The organism is Victivallis sp. Marseille-Q1083 (assembly GCF_903645315.1).
GTDB lineage: Bacteria > Verrucomicrobiota > Lentisphaeria > Victivallales > Victivallaceae > UMGS1518.
In genome coordinates, this window is the sequence record NZ_CAHJXL010000001.1 from 2907483 (window position 1) to 2920635 (window position 13153).

The window sequence follows — 13153 nt, forward strand, 5'->3', positions numbered from 1 at the left end:
GAGCATGCGGCGTTATGACCGGGCGCTGGCGGAATTCCGGCGCGATAAATTCCGGCGGCTGGTGCTGGCCGCCGTGGCCGGCGTGATGCTGGCCCATCTGCTGCCGATGAATAGTACGGTTTTCATCGGTTTGTATCCGGCCAGCATCCTGCTCGGCATGGACCGGTTTTCCGTCGGCGCGCTGCTGCTGCGCTGCGCTACATTGCTGGCCGGTATGGTCGTCGGAACTTTGATCATCGAAGCTTTCATGAATGCTCCGATCCTTTCGGTCATGATTACTTATGGCGTATTTCTGGTGATTCTGAAACTCTTTGCGATCCAGTTTGAAATGGGCAATGCGTACAGTTTCATGTTCGCTTATTCGTTGAGCACCATCTATGCGAGCTATCCGGATTCCACGATGGAGGCATCCATCACCGAACCCTATCTGATTCAGGCGGTGTTGATCTTTTTCGTGGTATGGGGATGTTTTGCACTGTTTCCGGCCCAGCCGCCGACCATTCGCAGGGCTTCGCCGCCGCCGCCGGAAATACAGGTCGGAAACGGCGAATTGATGATTTATGCTTTGATCTGGCTTGGCATCTGGTTGTTTTTCCTATTTTTCGAATGGCGTTTCGCCCTGTTCGCCTTCCTCAGTTTTGCCGGAGCGTTCCGCTGCTTTGACCGGAACGTGCTGAAAAAGATCACCCGGGAGAATATCATTGCCCATGTATTCTGCTGTTCGGTGGCGGCGTTGTTCAGTTTGCTGCTGCCGGGAACCGGCGGGAATATCCTGGTACTGCTCGCCGGCTTGATCGTGCTGGTACTGCCTTTTCTGCATGCGGCGGTCTTTCCGCCGAAGCCAGAACTCGCTTATCGTTGCAGTACGATGCTTTCGGGGCTGCTGGTGCCGCTGATCCTCTACCTCGGCACCGATCACGCGGCGGTTTATCAGAGTGCGCTCCGGGCGGCTTTGATCGTTTTTCTGATGGTAATCCTGTATCTGGTGATTGAATCTCTTTATCATGGCGGTACAGTAGTGAAAAAAGTTTCCCGGTGCTGGCGGCAGCATGCCGAGCCGGACCGGCAACCGGAGGATCAGTCATGTACCAGCCGAATCTGATCGCCCGCGCGGTCTGGGCGGTCTGCCGCCATCAGCAGGCCGGCTTGAGCCGTCTGCTTGCTCCATACCGTCTCGGCGGCGGTTCTTACGTTTATCTGCTGATCATTGCGGAGAATCCGGGTATTACCCAGATCGAATTGAGCAGCCGCCTGGCCATCGACCGGGCGACGGTCAGCAAAATGTTGGCGATTCTAGAACGGGAAAATCTGATTCGCCGGTTCCCGCACCCGGACGACCGCCGTTCCGCCAAACTCGAAGCGACGCCGCAGGGGATGGAAACTTTCGACCGTCTGGCCAGGACCGTGACCGGTTTCCGCCTGAAGATGCTGGAGGGCATTGCGCCGGAGGAGCAGGAAGTCACCCTCCGTACCTTGCGAAAGATTCTTGCCAACATCCGGGAACCCGGCGACGGTGAATCCGATTTTTTCCGGCAGTAGTGCCGCGAATCGTTTTTGCGGAGTATTCAAGGTGCTCCAACGCGGGGAGTTGAAATTTTTTCTGGATGATCTGGACGGCGCCAAGGTCGATTTTTCTGCCGATGGCCGGTCTGGCGCCGGGGAACGGCCGGCGCTTTCCGGATGCCTTGCCGGAGGCGCTTGGCTGGCTGTCTGCCGGTCAAGCGAATGCGAATTGGTTTTTTCAGTTGGCCAGCAGTTGGTGAATCAGTGCACAGAACCGGTCGCCGCGTTCCTGATAGTTGCGAAACAGATCCATGCTGGCGCAGGCCGGGGACAGCAGGATGATTTCACCGTCCACCGCCGCATTGGCTGCTGCGACGACCGCGGTGTCGAAATCGTCGAATTCCCGGCAGAACAGGTGCGCTTCGAGCGTTCGGTAAATCTTGTGCCGGCACTCGCCGAACAGATAAGCCGCCCGGATTGCCGGCCCGTATTTGGCCAGCAGCGCAAAATCCATCGCTTTGTCCAGGCCGCCGAGCAGCAGGTGGACGTTGCGCACGCCGGGCGTGATCAGACTGTCGAGGGCGGCCGCGACAGCGGCCGGATTGGTCGCTTTCGAGTCGTTGATGCAGAGGAGATTGCCGGTACCGGGAATTCGTTCCATCCGGTGGCGCCCGGTTTGGAATTCCCGCAGCGCCGCCTGAAAAACCGGTTCGAAGCAGCGTTCCGGCGGGACGACCCGGCCGATCAATTCGAGCGCGGCCAGCAGATTTTCCCGGTTGTGTGCGGCGTTCAAATGGGTGTCCGCCGGATTGATCAGGCATTTTCCCTGCCGGAAAATACCGTCGCCGCGCAATTCGAACAACGCCGGATAAGGCTGGTGCATCGCCAGGCCGAAAATACGATTTTCCGGCGGCACGTGATCGAAGATGCGGTATTTGGCGGCCGTGTAGAGTTCCATGCTGTTGTTGTAGCGGTCGAGGTGATCCGATTCGATGTTCAGAATGACTGCGGCCAGCGGCGCGAAATCGCGGCAGTGTTCGAGCTGGAAGGAACTGACTTCGATGACCGGCAGCGTCGCTGCCGGCCGCAGGCCGGATTGCACATCGGCGGCGAGGTCGGACAACGGCAGCCCGATGTTGCCGGCGGCGCAGGCCGGCACTCCCAGCGCCGTCAGGAGATGGGCCGTCAGCTCGGTGGTGGTCGTTTTGCCGTTGGTGCCGGTGATGGCCAGGCAGGGGCCGGTGAAATGCCGGGCGGCGAATTCCAGTTCGCTGATCAGTTCGACGCCGCTTTGCCGGGCGGCGGCGTATAAGCCGGAACGCTGCGGCACCACGCCGGGGCTGATCACCGCCAGGTCGGCGTCGCCGAAACAGGATTGCGGTGATGCGGCGCTGTCGTCGGTGACGATTTGCTGGGAATATCCGAGTAGAGCGGCGAGACGGGCGGCGGCCTGGCCGCTTTTGCCGTTGCCGATGATGACGATTTTCATAATGCTGCAATGCTCCGGTTCAAGTGATGATGACATCAATATAATCTATCGGCGGCGACAGTGCAACCGCCAAAATGCCGATATTGGACCGGAAGGAGGAGCCGGGGAGGAAAATGATGGAAACGCGGCCCGATTCGGCGGCAAATTTGGCCGGTAACCTTGAATGTCGTAAAAACGGCGTTATCATAAATAATGTTGAAATTGCAATTGAATATGCAGGAGACGCAATGAATTTCAAACGGTGCTTATTGAGCTGGTCCGGCGCTTTGCTGCTGGCCGGCGGCTGCCATTCGGCGGTGGAGGGAAAAATTGACGCCATGAAGGAATCCGGGGTTGTCAAGCTGAACGAAGCCGGAGTGATTGATTATGCCGACCTGTCGCCGATGGACGATCTGCCGACCGAAATCGGCGGCCGGGATCCGGTCGAAGGGTTCAACCGGGCGATGTTTGCCACCAACGATGTGTTCATGCGTTATTTGTTCCGGCCGGTCGGCTACGTCTACGGTTCGATCTTTCCGGAACCGGCGGTGATGGCGTTCAACCGTTTTACCGACAACCTGGGGTTTCCGGCCCGGATGATCAGCGCTTTCTGCCAGGCCCGTTTCCAGGCCGGCGGTATCGAATTTGTCCGTTTCCTCGGCAATACGACGATCGGAATTGTCGGATTTTTCGATCCGGCGACGGCCTGGTTCGATCTGCCGCGGCAGGATTCCGATTTCGGGCAGGCGTTCGCCAGTTGGGGGATTGGGCCGGGCTGTTATCTGTTCCTGCCGGGCGCCGGCCCGACGAACGTGCGTGACGGAGTCGGTAAAATTTTCGACTATGCGCTGGACCCGAAAACCTATTTCTACGGCGGCCAGGCTTTTACGATGCTGAACAAGGGGATGACCTCCTATCGGGATTACGAAACGCTGGTTTACGCCAACTTCGACCCCTATCTGCAGATGCGCGATCTGTCGCTTCTGACCCGGCGCATGCAGTTGGAGCGCTGGAAGCCGGAAACGACGGCTCTGCCGGAAGCGCAGCCGGCCCCGGCCGGTCCGGTCCAACTGGCGGATTATCCGGAGCAGGGCGGCGATGTCAACACGTTGCGGGCGGCGCTGTTCGATTTCACCGACCCGAGCGCCTGGACCTACCTTTCGGTATTCAACGGTTCGTTCGGCGCGGCCGGGTTGATCCGCGACGTTCAGGTGCTGCCGGGCAAACCGGCGATGGAATTTAAATTCTGGCCGGTCGCCGACAACCGGCGGGCGCCGCTGCTGATCATCCTGCCGGGGCTGGGCAGCCACTACACGGCGGCGACGGCGGCCGGTTTGGCAGAACTGGCCCACCAGCAGGGGTATGCCGTCGTCGTGCTCAGCAATGCGATGCACTGGGCTTTCGCCACCACGGCGACCGACAATTTCATGCCGGGATTCACGCCGGCCGATGCCAGGGCGATCCGCCAGGCGATCAATGCGGTGGTCAGGGATTTGAACGAGACGGAGCGCTGTTTCCCGGCGGATATCAGCTTGCTGGGCTATTCGCTCGGCGGCCTGGAAACGCTATTCATCGCTTCACAGCCGTCCGACGATCAGCCGTTTCAATTCCGCCGTTATATTGCGATCAATCCGCCGGTCGACCTGTTGCGCGGTTTGCAGTGCCTGGATGATTATTACGCTTCGATGCCGGCGCCGGATGCCGATGCGGCGGCGGACAATATGGTCGATGCCGCCGGAAATTTCATGATGACGCTGCGCAACAAAAACGCCGAGGTCGGCTACTGGGGCGTGAAGACCGATTTGACGAACAACGGCGATACGCTGTTGTTCACCGACGAGGCGCAGGCGCGGTTCCTGATCGGCTACAGTTTCCGGCGTTCGCTGCAGGAGCTGCTGATCGCGCTGCACAAACAGCAGCCGCTGCCGGTGCTGCAGATTCCGTACAGTTGGTGGAACCGCCACGAATTGTACCGGGAAATTTCCCGCTTCGGTTACGAACAGTATTTGAACGAAGTGCTGCTGCCGTTTTACGAGCGGAAAGTCGGCGACAAAATTTCGCTGCCGAAGTTCAATGAGCTGGCCGGTTTGCACGCCGTTGAAGAGACGCTGCGCGACAACCCGAAAATCCGGGTACTGCACAACGGCGATGATTTTCTGACTGACGCCGCAGACCGGACTTTTCTGCAGCGGACGCTCGGCAGCCGGCTGACGCTTTTTAACACCGGCGGGCATCTGGGGAATTTTTTCCATCCGACCGTGCAGCAGGCGTTGCGCGACGCGTTGTCCCGGCAGCCGGCGGCGAAATGAGAAAACTGAAATCATTGCGACTTTGATTTCGTGCGATAATCCAATTGTTCAAGGAGGATACGGTTATGTGGGAACAAGGTGTCGACATTCATGAAGTTCGGGAATTGCGGGTCAATTCGCTGGTCTATCTCGGCGTTGGCGCGATTCACAAGATTGAGGAGATTGCCGCGCAGTTGAAGGCGCGCGAGATCGCCAGCGTGCTGGTGGTTTCCGGCCGGAACGCCTACAAAGCGACCGGCGCCTGGGATATTATCCGGGCGGCGCTGGACAAGAACGGCATCAAATACGTCAATTACGACCGGGTGTCGGCCAATCCGACCGTCGACCAGGTGGACGAAGCGGCGGCGATGGGCCGCGCCGCGTTGGCGACGGCGGTGATCGCCATCGGCGGCGGCAGTCCGATCGATGCCGGCAAAAGTGCGGCGATTCTGCTGAAATATCCGGATCGGACCGCCCGCGATATTTATGAATACAGTTTTTCGCCGTCGGAAGCCGTGCCGATCGTCGCGGTGAATCTGACCCATGGCACCGGGACGGAAGCCGACCGGTTTGCCGTCGTCACGGTGCCGGAAAAGGAATTCAAACCGGTGGTCGCCTATGACTGCCTCTATCCGACCTGGTCGATCGACGATCCGGCGTTGACGGTCGGCCTGCCGCCGAACCAGACCCGTTATGTCAGTATCGATGCGGTCAACCACGTCGTCGAAGCGGCGACCAGCAAAGGGGCCAGCCCGTATTCGATCATGCTGGCCAAGGAGACGATCCGGCTGGTGGCCGCCTATTTGCCGGCGGCGCTGGCGGACGGCAAGGACCTGACCGCCCGTTATTTCCTGCATTACGCTTCCCTGATCGCCGGGGTGGCGTTCGACAACGCTCTGTTGCATTATACCCATGCTTTGGAGCATCCGCTGAGTGCGGTCAAGCCGGATTTGACGCACGGCCTGGGGCTGGCGATGCTGCTGCCGGCGGTCGTCAAGAATATCTATCCGGCGGAAGCGGCGGTGCTGGCGGATATTTTAAGCCCGATCGTGCCCGGGCTGAGCGCCGATGTCGAGGACGGCAGCGTGGCCGCCCGCGGCGTGGAAAAATGGTTGTGTTCGGTCGGGGCCGATCATAAACTGGCCGACGAGGGCTTTGGCGAGAAGGATATTCCGCGGCTGGTGGAACTGACCTTCACGACGCCGTCGCTGTCGCTGCTGCTGAGCATGGCGCCGACGCTGGCCGACCGCCAGGCGGTGGAGGAAATCTACCGGGAATCGTTGCGGCCGATGCGCTGACGGGAGTTCGGTGAACGAAAGGAAGCGCTCCGCCCTGACCGGCGGGGCGCTTTTTCATTTTCCGGCGTCAAAAAACGGTCGGCGGCTGGCGCCGGAATGCCGCCGGCGTGACGCCGAAACGTTTTTTGAAACATTTGATGAAGTGAAAGACATCGTAAAACCCCAGCTCCGCCGCCGTCTCCTCCGAATTGTATTGGCCGGTACTCAGTAATTGATGGGCTCGATCCAGCCGCAGGTTCTGCCAATAAGCCAACGGCGAAACTCCGATGGTCGCTTTGAACAGCGCGGCAAAACGCGATTCCGAAAGGTGGACGGTTCCGGCCAGTGCCGCCAGTGTCGGCCGTGCCGCCAGATGACTGTGCAGTTGCCGCAGCGCCGGTGCCAGCCGGTGCAGGTCGTCGACTCGTTCCAGTTTCTCCGGCCGGGGCGTGCCATGCCTGATGAGTTCGCCGACCAGCGCCAAACCGGCGCTTTGCCGGTGCAGCGAACTTGCCAATGGCGACAGCCCCGCCGGCGGCCGCAGCAGCTTGAGCAGGGACTTCCGGAGCGGGCCGACGGTGGCGGCCGGAAAAAAATCCGGCAGGTCGAAGAAGTCCAGCAAATCCAGCCGGTGGAAAATGCTGACTTGAAAATGGCACCAGATCGAGATGCCGTTCTTCAGCATTTCTCTTGTGATGAAGCGGTGCCGGGTTTGCGCCCGGACCAGGATGCCGGTCTGCGGCAGGAAATGCACGGCCGGGGAGGCGGCCCGCTCGCAGCGGCCGCGATGGTCGCCGGCGTTGATCACCAGTACATGCTGCGGAAATTGCCGCCAGCCGGTGTGGTGTCCCGGTTCGACGACGGTGACATCGCCGCAGGCGAATTCGAAAACAATCGGTGTGTCAAGCGATATTTCCATTGATATTTCCGCTGAATTTATGACGAACAGTGATTTCTTACATAAAAAAGACTATATCGTACATTGGCGGAAAAACAAGTTTCTGCTATACTTTATAGTATCACAATTCCAAAGAACGGAGAAGAATTTATGAATGAAATGTGGAATGTCATCGGTTTTCCGGCGTTCCGTTACGACGGCGAAGCGTTCGATCCGGCCCGCTGTGAGGTGATGGAGCGATTGCTGGCCGAGACCGCTGGATATCGGCGCTGGCAGCTCTGCTGCACGCTGCCGGACCGGAAGCTGATGCTGCGGCTGACCCGGACCGAATATCGCGACTATCCGGTGGCGGAGTACCTGCCGGAACTGTTGGGAATCGGTGACGAAGCCAGCGGGCTGGTCGAGGATTTTCAAGCCTTGGCGTTTGTTCTGCCGCTGCCGCGTTCGGAACGCTGGGATGAGTATCCTTATCGTGAGGTACGGGTGCGGCGGAATCTGGGCAGCAAAAATGCGCAGGATGATTTCGTCGCCGCCGATGCGGTCCTGCGCGACCGTTATCCGGTCGATCGGTTGACCATGGATACCGACGAAGGCCGTTCTTCGGCGGCTTTTCTGCCGTTTTTCGGCGTCGATTTGTCGCCGGAAGAGGGATACAATTTCGGATTGGGCTGGAGCGGAGCGTGGCGGGCGGATTTTCATCTGGATACCGCGCTGCGGATCACTGCCGGCCAGCGGAAAACCTGTTTCCGGGTATTGCCGGGGGAAACCATCCGCCAGATGTCGGTTGCCGTGCAGCACCGTTCCGGCCTCTCTGCCGCCGCCGGCCGGAATCAGTGGCGGCGTTTTCTCCTGGAATATCATTCGCCGCGCGACCGCGCCGGAAATTTGCTGCTGCCGCCGCTGCCGTTGTGCGCCTGGGGCGGTATGTCCAACCGGGCGTTGCAGGAGATGGTCCGGATACGGGAGGAACATCTCCTGCCTTATGACACCTTCTGGGTGGATGCCGGCTGGTTCGGCCCGGCCCGGGAAGTGGCCGACAGTGAATACGACGGCAGCGACTGGTACAGGACCGTCGGCGACTGGCGGATCAATCCGGTGCCGCATCCCGACGGGCTGAAACCGGTTGCCGATACGGTTCATGCCGCCGGCATGAAGTTTCTGCTCTGGGTTGAAATCGAGCGGGTGATGCCCGACGCGCCGGTGGCGCAGGAGCATCCGGACTGGCTGCTGCATGCCGGCGACGATGTCGGCAATTTGCTGCTCGACCTGGGCAATCCGGCGGCCTGGCAGTGGGCGTTCGAGACGGTTGCCGGCTTGATCCGGAGCCAGGGGGTCGACATTTACCGGCAGGATTTCAATTTCAATACCATTCCTTTCTGGACGGAGGCCGATGCGCCCGACCGGCAGGGGATCTGCGAAGCGAAATATATTGCCGGACTGTACCGGCTGTGGGATGCTTTGCGGACGGAGTTCCCGGATTTGCTGATCGACAACTGCGCCTCCGGCGGCCGGCGGCTGGACCTGGAGACGGTATCGCGCAGCATCTGCCTCTGGCGGTCGGATCTGCTGGGGCGGCCGTGGTTCGACTGCAGCGAATGCAATCACACCGAGAACGGCTATCTGAGCGGCTGGCTGCCGCTGCATGCCGGCGGGGTGACGATGAATCCGCTGGATGATTACGCTTTGTTGAGCGGCGTTGGCACCGGCGGTTCTTTCAGCGGTTTCGGTGCGCTCGAACTTGCTCCGGCGGAATGGGAGTGGCTGCGGTCCCGGCTGGAATTGGTACAGCGGGTCAGGCGGTATTTTCTCGCTGATTTCTACCTGTTGACCCCGCAGCCGGAAAATCGGCGGAATTTCTATGCGGTGCAATGCCATGATCCGGAGACCGATTCCGGGGTGGTGCTGGCGTTCCGCCGTCCGGAATCCCCGGAAGCTTCGTTGAAGTTGTCATGCCACGCGGTGGTTCCGGCGGCCCGTTACCGGCTGGAACGGTGGGAAGGGGACGAATCGGATGTCGGCGGCGAAACTCTGCAGCAGTGGCATCTGGAATTTCCGGCGCCGCGCAGCGTACAGCTCTATTTCTACCGGCGAATCCAGGCGTGACTTGTCTGGAAAGGAAGCGGCCGGAGCGTCGGTGCGAATACTCCCGGAACCGGCTTGCAAATCCGCCGGCTCCGGGTAAGGGCGCGGAAGCTTAGAAAACGCCGGACCGCTTCAGTCCTTCAGAATATCGCGAATGGTTTTTTCCCATGCCTCGGCCATCAGGAAAAAACCGTAGTCGTTCGGGTGGGCGCCGTCGACTGTGGCTTCATCGCAGTAACGCGAGCCCCACACCTTGCCGCCGTCCATGAAATAGAGATTGGTATCGCCGGCTTCACGCAGCTTGCGGACGCGTTCGGCCTGTTCCCGGACGATATCGCTCCAGCGCCGATTACGGGGATTGGCGCCGTCAACACGAGGTTTGTCGTAGGATTCGAAGCTGTAAGGTGTGCCGGAAACCCAGAGAATCGGCGTGGTCGGATGCGTTTTGCGCAATTCCGCAATGCAGGCGGCAACATTCCCGGTCACCGCTTCGCCGGCATTGGCTTCGCAGTCGAAAATGAACATGGCGGGATCTTTGATTTGGGCGAGATGCCGGGCGACGGCAACCTCGCCGCCGCCGCAGGACGAAAAGCCGAAGTTGAGCACCGGCCGTCCCAGCCGGCGGCTGAGAATATTGCTGACGGCACTGCCCGGCCGCGAGGCGCAGGCGCCCTGGGTGATCGAGGTTCCGTAGATTGCGATCGGGCGGGAATCCGCTCCGGCGGCCGGCGTCAGCAGCTTTGCGCCGGGAGTCAAGCCGATCCGCACGGTTTTTACGGGATTATAAAGCGGGAAATTGATGATGAAGGAGCGCATTTTCCGCTCGGCAGGATCGGAAAAAGGAAAGAGCCGCCGGGTATATTGGGCTTCTGACAACGGCGGCGGCGCAACCGCGACAAAACGTTCTTCGCCGGGCGGTCCGGCATAGAGATCGAAGCCGCTGCTGCCGGTTGGCGCCATATGTCCCATCAGTTTCAATTGGCCCAGATCCACGTCGATCCACACTTCGGCGCTGTCCGTTTGAAAGTGCAACTGCCCGCCCGCCGTGTCCCAGGCGAGGTCGGAAACGAGGTAATAGACTGCGGGGTTCGGTTCTGCCGGCAGGCGGCGGAAGAGTTTCTCCTGGTCATACCAGTAGAAACCTTCCACTGAGAATCCCGGCTCGTCGACTTCATGCCATTCGATTGGCTCGCCGGCCGCCCGAACCGGCTTCGGCGCAATGCCGGATAGTGCCATGAACAGCAACAGCAATATGATTTTTCTGGTTTTCATCCCTCTGCCTTTCCTTCAACATAAACGCTTGCGGCATGCCGCGTTTTCCGCCGGAACTGCGGTTATTGTTCTTCCGCCGCCGCCGCCAGTTGCTGCTGCAATTCCGGCAGGTGCGCCTGAATTTGAGCCTGGCCCAGGGCGGCGCTCTGCCGGGAAAGCAGCGCCTGCCTGGCGGCTAACTTCTGACCGAGGGGCGTCTGGTAGAAGGCGATCAATTCCTGCAGCTCCGGTACGGTGAATTCGGCCAGGTAGATGTCGGCGAATCCCTGCTTCAAAAGGTCGAACGAAAGATATTTCCGAAAAAAGTTTTCGAAAATCTGCCGTTGCGCCGCGTTGGCATTGCTGTGTTCCAATTGCATTTTCAGCATTGCCGCCAGCGAATCGTCGAGCATTTCACGGGTTTTCAGGACGTCGAGCAATTGATAGGCGGTTTCGTAGGCTGCCGCCGGATAGACCGGTTGGGCCGGCGCGGCCGGTTCCGCGGCCGGGAGCCGGCCGGTCAGGCTCAGCAGCAGGGCGAGGCTGCAAAGGCGGAAGAACTTTTTCATCGTTTGGGTTCCTTACTGGTTTGGGGTTGACGAAGTTCCTCATACTGTAATCATTCGACCGGAGCAATGCAAATGGCGGGCGGCGGATGGCAGACAAAAAATTTACAGACGGCTAAAAAAATAAAATTGATAATCGTTCCTTTATTTGAACCCGCCTGGACAATTGTTTGTCTTGAACAATAAACGATCAAGGAGTCTGTGAAACCATGAAAATGATTCAATTGAAAAAGCCGGTCGCCGGCAGCAGGCGGGTTGCTTTCCGGGTCAAGGCCGCGACCGGGCGACGGGTTCGGCTGATCGGTTCGTTCAACGGTTGGAATGAGCCGGCGCGGCCGATGGTCGATTGGCGGCACGATGGCATTTATCGCGGGATGTTGTCCCTGCTGCCGGGCGTCTATGAATATAATTTCATCATCGACGGGCAATGGTACAGCGACGCGGCCAACCCGAACCGGAAAAGCTGGCAGCCCGGCAAAAGCCGGAGTATTTTGAAAGTCTCCTGAAACTGACCGAGGAACGGCCCGGAAATGCCGGCGGTTGAGGTGCCCTTTGAATGTTGGATCACTTTCGGAGGACAGTTTGGACGCTGGCGTTTTTGTTTTTGGGGATGACCAAAACACATGCCGGATGCTGCGCTGATACCGTCTTTTCTGGTGATATTGCCCGGTTGGATGCTTGACAAAAGAAAACTGTCGACGTTTATTAATGAAACTTACGGAAATCATTCAATCGTTCAAATCAAGGAGAAAACGATGATGAAAATGTGGCGCAGGTTGGGGATGCTGCTGGCGTTTGCCGGTTGTTTCGGCTTGACTGCCGGGGCTGCTGAAATCGCGGTGCCGGGAGAGGTGCTCGCTCCGGGACAGGGGATTGCGGAAAGCACCCAGCATCTCTGGCCGGGATACGGCTTGTTCACTTACAGCTACGAGGACCTCTACGGCGGACCGCAGACCGTTTCGATCCTGAAAGTGGATCTGAACGATCCGGCTCTGGAGCTCGGCATTGGCGTCTGCCCGGACGACAACCGCCAGACGGTCAGCGCGTTGGGGAAACGATACCATGCCCTGGCCGCCGTCAATGCCGGTTATTTCAACTTCAGCCCCTCGTCGGCGGTGGGGTTGCTGAAAGTCAACGGCGAAATGTTGTGTGACGCTCTGGGCGGAGTCGACTCTTCCGGCTACTTGTATTTTACCGGCAGCCGGGTCGGCGTGGCGACGCCGGAGGAGGTGAATACCGGATTGGGCGACAATATGCGCTGGAGTTTCCCGCTGCTGGTGAAGGATGGGGAAATTTACGACCGCATCGGCGATTATGACCATACGCTGCAGCGTCACAACCGTACCGCAGTCGGCGTCACGGCCGACAACCAGTTGTTCCTGGTGGTTTTCGACGGCCGGACGCCCGGCCGGGCAATCGGCGTAACCTGTCCGCAGTTGGCCGATTTCATGAAGCGGCTCGGCTGTGTCGACGCGATCAATATGGACGGCGGCGGTTCGACGACGATGTGGGTGGAATCGCTCGGCGTCGTCAACCATCCGACCGACAACCGGAAGTTCGACCATGCGGGGGAACGGCGGGTCTACGATATTCTGTATGTCCGGCTGAAATCGGCGGCGGAATTGCCGCTGGAGCCGTCCGCCGAGGAGGCGCCGGATTCCCTGGACCAGACCGACCCGGACAATGAGGCGTTTACCGCCGCGGCGTGAAAAAGCGGCAATTCCCGGCAGAATCTCTGGAATGGGGCCGGTTCGTCGGTATTATGATCTTTCATCATAAATCCGGAGATTGATCATGGGCTTCGGGATTCTGTGCGGACT

At 59.5% G+C, this 13153-nt stretch carries 12 protein-coding genes; 8 read left to right on the forward strand and 4 right to left on the reverse strand.

The features are described 5' to 3' along the window. The first annotated feature begins 4 nt into the window (after positions 1–4). The 3 genes from HWX74_RS11965 (at position 5) to HWX74_RS11975 (ending at position 1763) form a co-directional block, all read left to right on the forward strand. Positions 5–1102 carry a DUF2955 domain-containing protein gene (locus HWX74_RS11965; RefSeq protein WP_176013761.1) on the forward strand — a complete coding sequence of 366 codons (1098 nt, stop codon included), beginning with the start codon at positions 5–7 and terminating at the stop codon, positions 1100–1102. Further along, entirely contained in the window at positions 1084–1539 is a 456-nt protein-coding gene (locus tag HWX74_RS11970) for a MarR family winged helix-turn-helix transcriptional regulator (RefSeq protein ID WP_176013762.1), read from the forward strand. The genes HWX74_RS11965 and HWX74_RS11970 overlap by 19 nt, the downstream gene beginning before the upstream one ends. Positions 1540–1604: 65 nt before the next feature. Further along, the gene (locus HWX74_RS11975; protein ID WP_176013763.1) at positions 1605–1763 is read left to right on the forward strand and encodes a hypothetical protein; all 159 of its coding nucleotides are present in this window, start codon (positions 1605–1607) and stop codon (positions 1761–1763) included. Here the strand turns inward: HWX74_RS11975 and murD are convergent. Next, positions 1742–2992, reverse strand: a complete 1251-nt coding sequence (gene murD, locus HWX74_RS11980; RefSeq protein ID WP_176013764.1) for a UDP-N-acetylmuramoyl-L-alanine--D-glutamate ligase — start codon at positions 2990–2992, stop codon at positions 1742–1744. The genes HWX74_RS11975 and murD overlap by 22 nt on opposite strands. 227 nt (positions 2993–3219) lie before the next feature. Here murD and HWX74_RS11985 point away from each other — a divergent pair, with 227 nt between their 5' ends. Next, positions 3220–5280 carry a VacJ family lipoprotein gene (locus tag HWX74_RS11985; RefSeq protein ID WP_176013765.1) on the forward strand — a complete coding sequence of 687 codons (2061 nt, stop codon included), beginning with the start codon at positions 3220–3222 and terminating at the stop codon, positions 5278–5280. A 65-nt stretch (positions 5281–5345) separates the two neighbouring features. Then, complete coding sequence (locus HWX74_RS11990) at positions 5346–6557, forward strand: iron-containing alcohol dehydrogenase (protein ID WP_176013766.1); 1212 nt, start codon at positions 5346–5348, stop codon at positions 6555–6557. A 67-nt stretch (positions 6558–6624) separates the two neighbouring features. Here HWX74_RS11990 and HWX74_RS11995 read toward each other — a convergent pair whose 3' ends face one another. Continuing rightward, complete coding sequence (locus HWX74_RS11995) at positions 6625–7455, reverse strand: AraC family transcriptional regulator (RefSeq protein WP_176013767.1); 831 nt, start codon at positions 7453–7455, stop codon at positions 6625–6627. Positions 7456–7584: 129 nt separating this feature from the next. On the opposite strand from HWX74_RS11995, the gene HWX74_RS12000 reads away from it, so the two are divergent. Then, a complete protein-coding gene (locus HWX74_RS12000; protein ID WP_176013768.1) occupies positions 7585–9537 on the forward strand; it encodes a glycoside hydrolase family 36 protein in 1953 nt (650 codons plus the stop codon). 111 nt (positions 9538–9648) lie between these two features. Here HWX74_RS12000 and HWX74_RS12005 read toward each other — a convergent pair whose 3' ends face one another. Then, on the reverse strand, positions 9649–10788 hold the full coding sequence (locus tag HWX74_RS12005; protein WP_176013769.1) for an SGNH/GDSL hydrolase family protein: 1140 nt from the start codon (positions 10786–10788) through the stop codon (positions 9649–9651). A gap of 62 nt (positions 10789–10850) precedes the next feature. Beyond that, a complete protein-coding gene (locus HWX74_RS12010) occupies positions 10851–11336 on the reverse strand; it encodes a DUF2059 domain-containing protein (RefSeq protein WP_176013770.1) in 486 nt (161 codons plus the stop codon). Positions 11337–11542: 206 nt separating this feature from the next. On the opposite strand from HWX74_RS12010, the gene HWX74_RS12015 reads away from it, so the two are divergent. Together HWX74_RS12015 and HWX74_RS12020 are read left to right on the forward strand one after the other, a co-directional pair. Next, positions 11543–11839: a glycogen-binding domain-containing protein gene (locus HWX74_RS12015; protein WP_176013771.1), complete on the forward strand. Its 297-nt coding sequence runs from the start codon at positions 11543–11545 to the stop codon at positions 11837–11839. A 249-nt stretch (positions 11840–12088) separates the two neighbouring features. After that, positions 12089–13042 carry a phosphodiester glycosidase family protein gene (locus tag HWX74_RS12020; RefSeq protein ID WP_176013772.1) on the forward strand — a complete coding sequence of 318 codons (954 nt, stop codon included), beginning with the start codon at positions 12089–12091 and terminating at the stop codon, positions 13040–13042. The last annotated feature ends 111 nt before the right edge of the window (positions 13043–13153 follow it).